Here is a 14,164-nt window from a genome sequence, read left to right on the forward strand (position 1 = left end):
CAAATATGGTGGGCCCACCTGGGATCGAACCAGGGACCAACCGGTTATGAGCCGGTTGCTCTACCGCTGAGCTATAGGCCCGTCATGACATCCCTCAATCAGTTTGGGGATGTCTCTTGAGTCCTTAATGATTATATTATAAGAGCCACCATTCGTCAATAGCCTATTTAATCCAAATAATCTTTTAATTTTTTACTACGACTAGGATGACGCAGTTTCCGCAAAGCTTTTGCTTCAATCTGGCGAATGCGCTCACGTGTAACGCCAAATTCCTGTCCTACTTCTTCAAGTGTTCTAGAACGACCATCGTCTAAGCCGAAGCGCAAGCGTAATACTTTCATTTCTCTTGGTGTTAATGTTTCTAGAACTTCTTCAAGTTGTTCTTTTAATAAAATGAAAGAAGCCGCTTCTGCAGGTGCAGGGGCGTCCTGATCTTCAATAAAATCACCGAGATGAGAATCTTCTTCTTCCCCTATCGGTGTTTCCAGTGATACAGGCTCTTGAGCGATTTTCATAATCTCTCTAACCCGCTCTACTGGTATTTCCATTTCTTTAGCAATTTCTTCTGGCAATGGCTCTCTACCGTATTCTTGCAACAACTGCCTAGATACGCGAATCAACTTGTTAATCGTTTCAACCATGTGTACGGGGATACGAATCGTTCTTGCCTGATCGGCAATAGCTCTTGTTATGGCCTGTCTAATCCACCAGGTCGCATAGGTTGAGAACTTATAGCCTTTACGATAGTCAAATTTCTCAACTGCTTTGATAAGACCTAAGTTCCCTTCTTGTATGAGGTCGAGAAAAAGCATTCCTCTGCCAACATATCTTTTGGCGATCGACACAACAAGTCGAAGGTTAGCTTCTGCCAGCCTTCTTTTGGCTTCTTCATCGCCCTGTTCCATCCCTTTGGCAAGCTCAATCTCTTCTTCAGCCGAGAGTAAGGGTACCCTTCCGATCTCTTTTAAGTACATTCGTACAGGATCGTCAATTCCCACTCCCTCAGGAACTGAAAGGTCAACCTCGATTTCTTCTTCCTCACGAATCAGCGGTTCTTCGCCCTTATCAAGGGGCTCCTCTGCATTCTCAGGAACGACATCAATCCCCAGATTACCAAGCTGTTCATATACTTCATCGATTTGCTCTGTTGACATTTCCACACCTTGCAGAGCATCCATGATTTCTTGGTACGTAAGGATTCCTTTCTGCTTGCCCTTAGAAATCAGATCTTGTACATTTTGCAGTTGTTGAACCTGTTCATCTTTCTGCTCTTCTTTCATCTGTGGTTCCCCCCTTAGACCAGGACCGTTGATCCTGCCGACCACCTAAAGGCACCGTTCCATGTATGCGACCAGCTCGACTTCTCAGTTGCTGTAATTTCGCCAGTTGTGGTAGTAGATGCCGCAGTTCTTGGTCATCTTGTTCTTGATAGCAACGATTGATTTGTCCTTCTAGTCGCGATATTTCTTCAATTAACCATCCGTACTTCAATGTGTTAATGCAGTCCTCAATAATATGATTATGCCAATCTGGTGTTGGCTCATCTACAAGCAGGGCGCTGAGATAGTTCCTCGCTTGATCAGTTCTTAAAGACTCTGTTAGGTCTCTCACAGCAGAACTGCTACCTCTTTTTCCTAGCTTTATCAAAGACTCTACTATTTCCTTAATTGGATCATGGAGCTCAGGAATTTCTTGATTCATACGCTCCAATACCCAATTGATTCTCTCTACATCGCCAATCATCCAATAAATTAGATAGCGCCAAGCTTCTTCTAAGCGACTTGTAGCTTTTCCTTCATCTACTGTCAATGCTTTCTGTGCAGTAGAAGCCCCAGCTATCTCTCGCGAATCCTGAGATATGTTAGTTTGGATAGAATTAGTATGCCATGGATTTTCCTTTCTATCCCTTGAATAAGTAGGTCTTGAATGCGATAAACTTCGCAGTTCTTCTATAATGGAACTATCGGAAATACCTACTTGCTTCGCTAACCATTGCACATTCGCTTCTTGTTCAACAGCACTAGGAATTGACAACAGATCGGGTGCTAACTCTCGGATGGTTGCAACTTTGCCCTCTACTGAATTAAGATTCTGTTGGGCATGAGCTTGCTTATATCGATATTCGATATAAGTAGGAGCCTTGTCAATAGCTTGCCATAGCTTACTTGCTCCTTGGCTTTGTAGAAACTCGTCTGGATCTTTGGCCTCCTGAAGGTGTAATACTTTAACTTTGGCACCAAGCTCTGTTAAGATTCGCCCAGCTTTGATTGTAGCCGCTGTTCCCGCTCTATCACCATCGTAACAGATTAACACAGAAGACCCATAGCGCAACAAAAGTCGACCTTGTTCAATTGTTAAAGCTGTTCCCAATGTAGCAACAGCTTGTGTTACTCCATGTTGGTGACAAGTGATTACATCCATGTATCCTTCAACTAGAATGGCCATACCTTTTTCTCGAATAAAAGGTCCTGCTTTGTGCAAGCCGTAAAGATGCTGACCTTTCTTGTAGAGAGGTGTTTCTGGGGAGTTCAAGTATTTAGGCATTTCATCGCCTAAAACTCTACCTCCAAAAGCAATTGGTCTACCTTGTCCGTCAAAAATGGGGAAGATTAATCGATTCCGAAATCTGTCATAATGACCTTCCCCGCCTGCTCTGCGAAGAGCAAGACCAAATTGTTCTAATTCTTCTGTACTGTATCCTTCACGGAGCAATCGTTCCGTCAAGAAGTCCCATTGCTGTGGGGCAAATCCTAACCCAAAGGCTACGGCAACAGAATCACTAACACCTCTTCTGTGAAGATAGTCCCTTCCCTGAAGGCCTCGAGAATCTTCACGGAGACATTGAAAAAAAAGCTCTGCTGTTCTTTTGTGAAGGGCTCGACCTTTTTCAATTGTACGCCTAGCCGCCTCTTGGGCAGGCGTTCGTTCTGCCTCCGGTAAAGAAACTCCTGCTTGCTCTGCCAGTTTCTTGAGAGATTCAGGAAAGGTAAGATTCTCCTGTAGCATGACAAAGGTAAAGACATCGCCACCAGTACCACAACCGAAGCAATGAAAAAACTGCTTATCCTGAGATACTGAGAAGGACGGTGTCTTTTCTTGGTGGAACGGACAGAGCCCCACGAAGCGATTTCCTTGTCTTTTTAGAGGAAGGTATTGAGAGATCAACTCTACAATATCGATACGATGACGAACATCTTCAATTATTTGGGGATCGCGCAAAGTACATCACCCCATCATGAATTCGCCATTCTTCGCATAAATCCTTCTTTACCTTTCTTGGCAGCATTCTTCTCTTCTTATTCTAGGTAAAAAGAACATTTCCTCCATATTTTCGACACTTTTTTTGATTTACTTCAATACTTCTATATTATATCTAAAGTTACTGCAATCTAATCTTTTCCAATTAGCCAAGGAGAAGGTAGAAAATATTTTTCATAGGTTTTCAGAGCAAATCGATCTGTCATGCCTGAAATATAATCAACAACAGCTCTCTCTAGACCAAAATCTTCAGTCATATTACGATATTCTTGTGGTAATAAATTAGGTTGGGTAACGAAGAGGCGATAAAGAGCGATTAATAACTCTTTCGCTTTTGTTTCTTCAGCTTTTGCTAAAGAACCAATATAAACATGGTCAAACATATATTGGCGCAAAGAGCAGACTGCTTCTTCAACTTCAGGACTAAGACAAATCTTTGGTTTATCCTGAGAAGCTTTGATCATATCCATAACCATGGTATTAATACGAGTACGGTGACGATCGCCTAGCACTTTAATATATTGCTGAGGCAGTTCTTTTTCTTCAATAATTCCTCCACGAATAGCATCATCAATATCATGATTAATATAAGCAAAGCGATCTGCCCAACGCACTATCTGCCCCTCTAATGTAGTGGGACTCCCGCTACTAGAATGGTTGGCTATGCCATCACGAACTTCCCAGGTTAGATTAAGACCACCATTTTGTTCTAAGAAATCAACCACTCGAAGGCTCTGTTGACTGTGAGAAAAACCAGGTGGAAAGACTCGATCAAGGGCTTCTTCTCCAGCATGACCAAAAGGCGTATGGCCCAGATCATGACCGAGAGCAATCGCTTCCGTAAGATCTTCATTCAATCCAAGGGCTCTCGCAATCGTTCTGGCAATCTGGGACACTTCTAAAGTATGAGTTAACCGAGTACGAAAGTGATCCCCTTCTGGCGAGATAAAAACTTGTGTCTTATGCTTCAAACGGCGAAAGGATTTGGAATGAATTATTCTATCTCGATCCCTTTGAAAAGCTGTTCGAATATGACACTCTTCTTCGAAGTGACGCCGCCCTTTGCTCTGACGGGCTTTACTTGCAAAGTCCGATAAAGTTTTTTCTTCACGTCTTTCTATATCTTCTCGCAAGACCAAAGGTTCTCACCTTCTTTTAGCTCTTTCCTTTTTCTTGTCTATAAAGACGAGCGCTGTCTACTATTCTTTTTGCTAATATCTTGGCACGTAAGAGACCATCTTGATCTTGATCGACTGGTCTTTGCGCTGAAGCTCCAAAGTGTCCACAGTCATGATCGATATGACCATCACCAACAATAGTCATGCCTTGTACGAGCATCATGTCATGCAGGGCTCTGGTCGTTGTCTCTTGTCCGCCAAAACGTGAAGCTCCTGTTGTGACTACTGCACCTGGTAAAGCAAGCCAAGCTTTTTGACTTCGAATTTTTCTTGTTTTGTCAAAGAAAGCCTTTAATTGTGCGCTCACTGTACCAAAATAGACAGGGCTACCAAAAATTACTGCATCAGCCTTTGAAATATCTTGAAAAGCCTGTTCCAATGCTGTTCCAGCGTAACAGACAGCTGAACAGGGATTGGAGCAAGCTGTACAGAAGGGATGACGAGCGCTAGCTATCAGTTCAGGTACTTGTAACCACTGTACGGAACAGTGCGCTTTTTCTAATTCTTCAACAGAAGCTTGCAATAGTTTGGCCGTATTCCCCTGTTGATTGGGACTGCCATTTACGATAATAATCTTCATCTAATCTACTCCCTTCACTTCTCATGTTTAACGTTAAAATCTCTTACTTAACATTATTAATACCACTTACAAGTCAAAATCCCTGCTTGTAAAGACTTACTTGAGAAATTACATGGAAAGAAGCCGGGAAATTTTATCCCGGCTTCTTCATTTAAATAATTATGCAGATAAGTCCGCCGTTACCTTCGTTAACAATTCTTTGAAGCGTATCTTGTAGTTTAACCTGTACATTATCAGGCATCCTTTGCAGCTTATTTTGAACGCCTTCACGTACTAAGTCATGGAGGGATTTGCCAAAGATGTTAGACTCCCAGATCTTCTGGGGATTTTCTTCGAACTCTTCGAGTATATATCGAACCAACTCTTCACATTGCTTTTCCGTCCCAATAATCGGTGTTATTTCTGTTGTAATGTCAGCGCGAATGATGTGTAAAGAGGGGGCGCTTGCTTTCAGTTTAACGCCAAAACGATTTCCCTGTTTGATTAGTTCTGGTTCTTCTAGATACATTTCTTCTAAGCTAGGGTTAACAACACCATAGCCTTCTTGGCGAACATCTTCTAATGCTGTTGCTACTTTATCATATTCTTTCTTGGCTAGTGCAAGATCTTTCATTAGTCGTAGCAAATCGTGATCGCCTGTGATCGTAAAGCCCGTTTCATCTTGTAAAACTTGATAAAACATGCCTTCTGGTGCTGTCATTTCTATGGTGGCTGCACCATTTCCTAAGTTCATCTCTTCTAAAAATACATCTTGCACAAAATCATATTCACCTAGCGATTCTACAGCAATATCAATATCTCTTAGCCTTTTAACTTGTGCGATGGTGTTGCGTACTGCTCCTTCAAATTGCTGTCGTAATGGGTGCTTCTGTTCAAGCTCTTCGATCCAGAGAGGTAAATTGATGTTTACTTCAGTAACAGGGAATTCATAAAGTGCTTCTTCTAGAATTTTCAATATATCGTCTTGCGTTAATGTGGCCACATTGAGCGGTAGTACAGGTACTTGATAATAACTTTCCAAGGTATAGGCTAACTCAATTGTTTCTCTTGATTGTGGATGGAGCGAGTTAAGAATCACAATATAGGGCTTTTGTAACTCTTTAAGCTCTTCTATAACTCTTTCTTCTGCTTCTACATAAGCTTCACGAGTTAGATCGCTAATTGAGCCATCTGTAGTCATGACAACACCGAGGGTAGAATGATCAGCAATAACCTTACGCGTTCCCATCTCTGCGGCATCTTGGAAAGGCATTTCATTTTCTGACCATGGCGTCATAACCATGCGAGGTCCTTCTTCTTCTTCATAGCCAAGAGCGCCATCGACAGTATAGCCAACACAGTCAACCATACGAACACGCATTTTTATTCCGCTTTTTACACCAATTTCTACAGCTTCATTGGGGATGAATTTTGGTTCTGTCGTCATAATGGTACGACCGGCACCAGACTGGGGAAGCTCATCACGAGCTCTTTCTTTGTCATGTATGTTTTTGATATTTGGTAATACAAGGTGCTCCATAAATCGTTTGATAAAGGTGGACTTACCCGTGCGGACCGGGCCTACCACCCCGATATAGATGTCGCCACCAGTACGATCGCTAATGTCTCGGAATATGTCAAGTTTTTCCATCGCCCATTTCCCTCCTTATCGGTTTTGGTTTTCCTGCCCTGGCCGCCGGGTAGGGATAGGTCCCCCTATGATTCCATTGACAGGCCTTAACGGTAAAATGTATATGTTCAATTGGACAGCTCTATGACAACAAGCTACTTTTGCTGGAGCAGGAATCTTCTTTTAGGCCCTTTAATGGATATGTGAAGTAAAAAAGAGATATGCTTGGAAAAGAAAAAAGACTAGTCTACGACCAGTCTTTTACGCCTTCTTCTACTTCATTTGTTTTGCTTCTCTGCATTAAGTTCTCCACTGCTTCCGATGGTGAGAGACCTTCAAAGAGTACTTTGTAACATTCTACAGTAATAGGCATTTTGATGTTTTTATGTTGACAAAGCTGATAGGCCGCTTCTGTAGTTCTAATTCCTTCTACGGTCTGTCCGATCTGCTGAAGTGCGTCACTACAGCTTTTTCCTTTACCTAGAAGAATTCCAAAACGCATATTACGAGAATGTTTACTAGTACAAGTCACGACCAAATCGCCAAGACCAGCGAGGCCAGAGAACGTAGCTGGGCTAGCGCCCATCTCGATTCCTAAGCGAGAGATTTCTGCAAGACCTCTCGTTACTAGTGCCGCCTTAGTATTATCACCAAAGCCAAGACCTTCAGCAACACCACAAGAAAGAGCAATGATGTTTTTCAAAGCCCCACCTAATTCCACGCCTATCAGATCGGGATTAGTGTATACACGAAAATGAGGTCTCATCAACAAGTCCTGTGCTTCTTCAGCGCTAGCTCGGTTCTCTGAGGAGAGAACAACTGTCGTCGGTATATCACGAGCCACTTCTTCTGCATGGCTTGGGCCAGATAAAGTTACTACTCGTTGATAAAGCTCTTCTGACAATTGGGCTTTGTATATTTCACTTGGTCGACGGAAGGTTTTTGGTTCTAAACCTTTCGTTGTGTTGATGATTAGAGTTTCCGGTGATACTTTTCCATTAATTTTCTCGAGAGTCTCTTGCAAAGCCGATGAGGGTACGGCAATGAGCAAGATGGAAGCGTTTTTTAGAACTTCATCGAGATCAGAAGAAGCGCGTACCCTTGCTGGTAAGAGAACACCTGGCAAGTAACGACGATTTTCACGATAACTATTAATTTCTTTAGCTAATTCAGGACGACGAGCCCAGATTTGAACTTGTTGTTGTGGTAAAGCTAAGAGACGTCCTAAAGCTGTTCCCCAACTACCTGCACCGAGTACAGCAACTTTTCTTAATTCCACGATTTTTACCTCCTCTTTTTGTGCACTGCAACTTATAATTTAGATTGATTGCGACGAATGGAATTCTCCTCGCCAGCCAGGAGACGCTTTATGTTCGGTATATGACGATAAATCACAAAAACAGCTGTGGCCAGTGAAAAGATTTGGTAGGCAAGAGGTTTATTAAAAAAGAATGCCAAGAGCGGTAAAGTGATGGCTACTGTAATTGAGCCCAGAGAAACGTATTTGGAGAGAGCAACAATAGTAGCAAAAAGAAGTACACAAATCAATGCAATATCCGGAATTAGCGTTATAACTACACCTGCCGCTGTGGCTACACCTTTACCACCTTTGAACTTCATAAAGGGACTAAAAGTATGGCCTAAAATGGCGGCTAGACCAGCTATAACGGCTACTGTCTCTCCAAAAGAAGTTATGGCCCATAAGGCAACTACGGCGCCTTTCCCTGCATCTAAAAGCAGTACGACTGTACCCATAAAAGGACCGAGCACACGAAAAGCATTAGTGGCGCCAATATTGCCACTCCCATGTTGTCGAATATCAAGACCTCGCAAGCGTCCAGCCAGATAAGCAAAAGGAATAGAACCCAAGAAAAAGGCTGTTAAATAAAAAAGTAAGGTTGAAAAATCAAAAGCCACTTGAGCGTCCATAACTTTATCTCCAAGGCCCCCTTCCCTATCCTTTACCTTAACGCAAGGCCTTTAGGGTTAATCTTTTTCTCTTTGTCTGATAAAAAATCGTATCGGTGAACCTTCAAAACCAAAAGTTTCACGAAAGCGATTCTGAATATGACGACGATAAGAGAAGTGAAAGAGTTCTTCATCGTTCACAAAAAATACAAAAGTCGGCGGCTTTACCCCAGCTTGTGTTACATAGTAGATCTTTAGTTTTTTGCCTTTGTCTGTTGGCGGTGGCGTAACGCGAACAATATCAGCTAGCAGTTCATTTAATATAGAAGTGCTGATTCTACGGTTTGTTTGTTCAGCAACAAAATCGATAATTTCGACTATTTTGGGCAATCTCTGTCCCGTTTTGGCTGATACGTATAGAGTCGGTGCATATTGCATGAAAGCTAGTTCAGAACGAATTACTTTGTCATACTTTTGCATAGTTTTTTCATCTTTGGGAACAAGATCCCACTTGTTTAGTACTAGTATACAACCTTTGCCGCCTTCATGAGCATATCCCGCAATTTTTTTATCTTGTTCTGTTACACCTTGGGAAGCATCTATGACCATTAGAACAACATCAGATCGATCTACAGCCCGTAAAGCTCTCATCACACTATAGCGTTCTATAGCTTCATCGACTCTTGCTCTACGACGCATCCCTGCTGTATCAATTACTACATAATTTTTGCCATCTCTTTCAAAAGGCGTATCAATAGCATCTCTAGTAGTACCAGGGATATCAGAAACGATTACCCTTTCTTGCCCTAACAAAGCATTAGTTAAAGAAGATTTGCCCACATTGGGACGACCTATAATAGCTATCTTAACAACATCAGGCGCATAATCCTCTTCAATCTCTGGCAAGGCCTCAACAACCATGTCGAGCAGATCACCTGTATTCATACCATGAGAGGCTGATATAGGTATGGGATCGCCTAATCCTAGCGCATAAAACTCCATATGCAGATTCTTAGCAAAGTCTTCAATCTTATTGACTACTAACAAGACTGGTTTTTTGGTTTTTCTAAGAATCTCGGCAATTTTTTCATCTTCTCCCGTTATCCCTTGCTTACCGTCTACAACAAAGAGGACTAACTCTGCTTCGGCAATGGCGACCTCCGCTTGTACACGAACCACATCAGAAAAGGGGTTCTCGTATTCAGCTATTTCCAATCCACCGGTGTCAATTAATGTAAAGGAGCGTTCCAGCCATTTGGCATCACGATAAATCCGATCCCGTGTTACGCCAGGCTGATCTTCAACAATGGCGACCCTACCTCCACTGATGCGATTAAAGAGTGTTGATTTTCCTACGTTTGGTCGTCCTACAATAGCGACAATTGGTTTCGCCATAATCGTCCCTTCCTTCCTCAGGCTTCCAGAGGCCAGAGCAGGGCTTTCAATAAAGCATCTCCCTGCGTATTTATAATCTTAATAGGAATATTACCTATCTGATGAGAAATCTCTTCAACTGTCATATCATCCAAAGTCAAATCTCCGTCTGCGCGAAACATAATAGATGGCAAAATTAACAAATCATTTGAGGATATAGACTTTTTGTGACTGAGGATATGTTCAACTACATCTTTACCTGTTAATAAGCCTGTCACTGTAACAGTAGAGCCAAAAAATTTATTCTCTACAGATATAATTTCTACACCTAGGGAGGACCAGCTTAAGCCGTATGCTTTTTCTACTTCTCTCAGCAAGGGCTCTAAAACTTGTCGACCCGATTGACCTGTAATAACGTAGATATGATCAGGTCTGCTGGAGCTTTCATTTACTTCTATAAATGATGTGATCCACTTCTCTGTACCTGTTTGCCACTGTTCCATAAAAAGACGACTTACACCGACACCGTTTTCTAATTGACAATAATCATCGTAAGAATCTTCATCAGGAAGCTCTTTTTGTGCTAGCAAGTAAAACTCATCAGCAGCAAAGAAAATTCTCTCTCCTCGCTCCTCTAAAGCTTTCTCTTGCCATTGCTCTATTAGTTCTATAACAGATTGAGCTTCTTTTTTTTGAAATGGCCGTAAGGGCTGTAGATTTTCTCTAAATCTCGTTAACCCTACAGGAACTACGGCAACTGAAGCTAAGCCAAAACCTAATGACCAAAGATCTTTTAAGCTTTTGGCAAGTACTTCTCCGTCATTAATACCAGGACAGGCTACAATCTGACAATGGATTTGTATACGGGCTTCCACAATTTTCTGCAACCGTTCCATAATCAGACTTGCTTGCTTATGGCCTAATAACTTGCTCCGAACCTCACCATCGGTAGCTTGTACTGATATATAAAGAGGGCTAAGCCGTAAAGTAAGTAATTTCTGAAAATCTTCTTCACGTAGATTCGTTAAAGTAATAAAGCTACCATGCCAAAATGAGTAGCGGTAATCATCATCTTTTTCGTAAAGTGACTTTCGCATACCAGGAGGCATTTGCTCAACAAAACAGAAAAGACAATGATTATGACAATGGCGCATACCGTCAAAAGTTGCCTGAGCAAAGTCTATTGATAAGTCGTCCTCTTCATCTTTTTCAATCTCAAACCACCGGACTTGTCCGGTGGTTTGAGCAATTACTTGTAGTTGCACCCGTTCTTGACGAATCATAAAGCCATAGTCTAAAAGGTCATGAATAACCTGACCATTAACAGTTAAGAGAATATCTCCTTTTTTAAGACCGATACGGGCACCAAGACCCATTGGATCAACAGTCTCAATGACCCCTCCTACTGGGTTCACAGCCCGATCCTCCCTTTTTCTCCATCCTTCTCACCATTATGACGGACTCACTACTTTTCGTCAAGAAAAGGGTTTTATAGCCCGGGCTAGGCTTGCAGAGAGTGTTTCAATTTCTTCTTGCTTAAAGCTTTGGGGGACAACAATGTCAACTGTTCGAGGAAAAAGGTGCTGTCCATAAGACTGACGACAAAAAATGATAACAGCCTTCGACTTTTTTGGCAACTCTTCTTGCCAACGTAATACAAAAGATAGATTAGATTGTACCCTTGGGTGACGATCTAATAGGAATGCAACTTTTTCTGTACCTTCTGCATCTTCCCAGTTCCATTGCCCTTTCTCATGGAGTCTAATAATTGCTAAAGGACCTTTTTCATAAGCCTCTTTGATCTGTCCTCTACTTATCTGTGTAGAGTAATCTTTTAAGTGCACTTTGAAGCCTTGCTTCGTTAGAACTCTTTCCCAAATTCTAGCTTCTTCTAATGCTTTTTGAGGGTAAATGAGTACAATCGATCCCTGGCTTTCCTGAAAAGAGACATGAAAAGCTAGCGAGGTGAAGTCTTGATTACAAACAGAGTCAGGAGGAAGGGATAAGAAAGTCTCATAGGGCCAAACAGAAACTTCTCCAAAGCTGGTAGAGCTTATCTTCCATGCCTTACCTTCAGGGTCTATGAAGCTTTCTCCAGGTTCCCAGTGCCTATTAGTCCATCCTAGATTTCCTTGATCAGGCCAAGTGATAATTTTTTGCCTTTCTTGACGAGGAACTTCTTCAATGACATCCCAAGCAATTGAGTACAAAGGTACAGCAATAAGCACAGTAATAAAAAGAAAAAAAATAATAGTTCCCAAGAGAGGTAGCACAAAATAAGGAGAGTTTATATTATTTTGCTTTGTATTCTTCCTGTTCCACCAAGGTTGCTTCATTATCTTGATCATCCATCTCGTTCAGCTCGTTCATCTCGGTGATTGCTTTTTCCTGACTACTCTCTTCTGTAAAGTAAAGGGGCAACCAAGCTTTTTCCTCCACTTCATCATAAGAAGTGAAGCGTTCCATCAACAAAGAAAGAGGCCATAAGAAAAGCAGAGCTAATATTACGTGATCGAAAGCAATAGGTGTACCTAAAACATAACCACTAATGTCTCCAAACCTTCCTTGCCCTGCTAAAAAAGCTACAACTCCTTCTACAACAGGATGGCCTAAAAGAATAGCTATCAGAGCTGTTCTTGCTTCCCCCGTAATCAATAATGCCGACAGAGCACCAACAAAAACAAATAAGATACGACCATCCCAGAAAAAATGTTCTTGGTCAAATCCTAAGACCAGCTGGCCAATTAAGCCACTAACAATTACAACGGCCAGAGCTAGCCAGAGACGCAAAGAGGTGCTTGATGATTTCATAAGCAAAAATAGGCCTAACAATAAGGGCATCAGAAAAGCACCAATATTTATTGTTATATTCCAAGGCGCCCATTGTATGGGCACTTCCCAAAAAGAAGTAGCCCACCAAAGTAAGATTACGGCCAAAGCTATAGGTTTTGTAATCTTATAACGGTCTAGTAAGCTTTTAGCCATGTCAAAAACAACAAAAATCATACTTAGTAGCATTACAATAGTACCAAAAGGATATCGAGGCATTAAGATCACCTCCACCTGTATGTTACCCTGCTTATTAGGTAAACAAACGAAAGAAAGAGAAAGACTGTCGTAAAAATATCGACAGTCTTTCTCTTTCTTTCCATTGCTTATAAAGATTTTCAAGTTTCTTAACTTAAAGAACTTAAGATGATTCCTCGTTGTTCGAACCATGTTTTTACAAAGCCCGAATAAACGCAGGGTTGTTGACGCAATTCCTTTAATTTCTTACTTCCTGTCAATAGAAGAGCACGGGTGAGATCCTGCTGGAAGTTCTCGATAAATTCTTCCATAGCTTGCTCTTGATCTAATCTCTTCAGCAAAGGTCCTGCTAGGCCAATCAAGTCTGCACCCATTGCTAGTGCTTTAGCACCTTCCCAACCGTTACGAATTCCGCCAGTAGCAATTACATGCCTGTCTTCCCTATCAGAGCTATTTTGTCGAAGAGTATACATTACTTCACCAAGTGTAATAGCTGTCGGAATACCCCAAGCTTCAAAGCTATGATCTTCTACTTCCTGTCGGCGCAGTTCTATGGCAACAAAGTTTGTACCTCCTGCACCGCCAACATCTAGATAAGTTACACCCATATCCCAAAGCCTAAGAGCTACTTCTTTTGATATGCCAAAGCCAACTTCTTTTACAATAACAGGTACAGGACTATGTCGAATTAGCTCTTTTATCATTCCAGCCCAACCTGTAAAATCTCTATCGCCTTCACGCATAGCCAATTCCTGAGCACCATTTAAGTGTACCTGTATGGCATCTGCTTCAATAACATCGATTGCTTTAAGTGCTCCTCTTAGAGGCGTATCAGCGTTAATATTAGCGATAACGACACCATCAGGATTCATCTGACGTACTACACTGTAACTGGACCAAACATCAGCGTTGCGTAAGCCAGCTGCTTGAGAGCCTACAGCTATAGCAATCTTTTTTTGAGCTGCCAGATTAGCCAATTTACGATTAATTTCTGTTACTGCAGGATGTCCACCTGTAATGGCGTTAATTAATATGGGTTTTTCTAGCTTCTTACCCAAAAAAGTAAGAGAAAGATCTATATCTTCTACTTTTAGTTCAGGAAGAGCATTGTGAATCAGGTGCACGTCAGCAAAGCCATTCGATAAGGGTCCATCTTCTAAAGCTAGGGATTGGCGGATGTGTTCAATTTTACGTGTCTCTCTAAGTTCATGCATAGAGAGCAATTCCCTC

Annotated in this window: 12 protein-coding genes and 1 tRNA gene; all 13 read right to left on the reverse strand. The window is 41.8% G+C overall.

All coding sequences use genetic code 11. The features are described 5' to 3' along the window. Positions 1-6 precede the first annotated feature (6 nt). The 13 genes from F9B85_RS02565 to fni all read right to left on the reverse strand — a co-directional run bounded on the left by F9B85_RS02565 (position 7) and on the right by fni (position 14,148). Positions 7-81: transfer RNA gene (locus tag F9B85_RS02565), tRNA-Ile, on the reverse strand. 86 nt (positions 82-167) lie between these two features. Then, the gene (gene rpoD, locus F9B85_RS02570; RefSeq protein WP_151618155.1) at positions 168-1,280 is read right to left on the reverse strand and encodes an RNA polymerase sigma factor RpoD; all 1,113 of its coding nucleotides are present in this window, start codon (positions 1,278-1,280) and stop codon (positions 168-170) included. After that, entirely contained in the window at positions 1,258-3,219 is a 1,962-nt protein-coding gene (gene dnaG, locus F9B85_RS02575; RefSeq protein ID WP_151618157.1) for a DNA primase, read from the reverse strand. Before dnaG ends, rpoD begins: the two co-directional genes overlap by 23 nt. 170 nt (positions 3,220-3,389) lie before the next feature. Further along, positions 3,390-4,397: a deoxyguanosinetriphosphate triphosphohydrolase gene (locus F9B85_RS02580; RefSeq protein ID WP_151618159.1), complete on the reverse strand. Its 1,008-nt coding sequence runs from the start codon at positions 4,395-4,397 to the stop codon at positions 3,390-3,392. Positions 4,398-4,413: 16 nt separating this feature from the next. Beyond that, complete coding sequence (locus tag F9B85_RS02585) at positions 4,414-5,016, reverse strand: flavodoxin family protein (protein ID WP_151618161.1); 603 nt, start codon at positions 5,014-5,016, stop codon at positions 4,414-4,416. Between the two features lie 151 nt (positions 5,017-5,167). Beyond that, positions 5,168-6,646: a stage IV sporulation protein A gene (gene spoIVA / locus F9B85_RS02590; RefSeq protein ID WP_151618163.1), complete on the reverse strand. Its 1,479-nt coding sequence runs from the start codon at positions 6,644-6,646 to the stop codon at positions 5,168-5,170. 226 nt (positions 6,647-6,872) lie between these two features. Further along, a complete protein-coding gene (locus F9B85_RS02595) occupies positions 6,873-7,904 on the reverse strand; it encodes an NAD(P)H-dependent glycerol-3-phosphate dehydrogenase (RefSeq protein ID WP_151618165.1) in 1,032 nt (343 codons plus the stop codon). Between the two features lie 32 nt (positions 7,905-7,936). Next, complete coding sequence (gene plsY / locus F9B85_RS02600; protein ID WP_151618167.1) at positions 7,937-8,554, reverse strand: glycerol-3-phosphate 1-O-acyltransferase PlsY; 618 nt, start codon at positions 8,552-8,554, stop codon at positions 7,937-7,939. Positions 8,555-8,611: 57 nt separating this feature from the next. After that, positions 8,612-9,928, reverse strand: coding sequence for a ribosome biogenesis GTPase Der (der, locus tag F9B85_RS02605; protein WP_151618169.1), 1,317 nt, complete (start codon positions 9,926-9,928; stop codon positions 8,612-8,614). A 17-nt stretch (positions 9,929-9,945) separates the two neighbouring features. Beyond that, entirely contained in the window at positions 9,946-11,322 is a 1,377-nt protein-coding gene (locus tag F9B85_RS02610; protein ID WP_151618171.1) for a DUF512 domain-containing protein, read from the reverse strand. A gap of 60 nt (positions 11,323-11,382) precedes the next feature. Then, positions 11,383-12,243, reverse strand: coding sequence for a hypothetical protein (locus F9B85_RS02615; RefSeq protein ID WP_151618173.1), 861 nt, complete (start codon positions 12,241-12,243; stop codon positions 11,383-11,385). Further along, a complete protein-coding gene (locus F9B85_RS02620) occupies positions 12,200-12,955 on the reverse strand; it encodes a hypothetical protein (RefSeq protein ID WP_151618175.1) in 756 nt (251 codons plus the stop codon). The genes F9B85_RS02615 and F9B85_RS02620 overlap by 44 nt, the downstream gene beginning before the upstream one ends. 128 nt (positions 12,956-13,083) lie before the next feature. Continuing rightward, positions 13,084-14,148, reverse strand: a complete 1,065-nt coding sequence (gene fni / locus F9B85_RS02625) for a type 2 isopentenyl-diphosphate Delta-isomerase (protein ID WP_151618177.1) — start codon at positions 14,146-14,148, stop codon at positions 13,084-13,086. Between the last annotated feature and the right edge of the window lie 16 nt (positions 14,149-14,164).

The organism is Heliorestis acidaminivorans, from assembly GCF_008933955.1.
Taxonomy (GTDB): domain Bacteria; phylum Bacillota; class Desulfitobacteriia; order Heliobacteriales; family Heliobacteriaceae; genus Heliorestis; species Heliorestis acidaminivorans.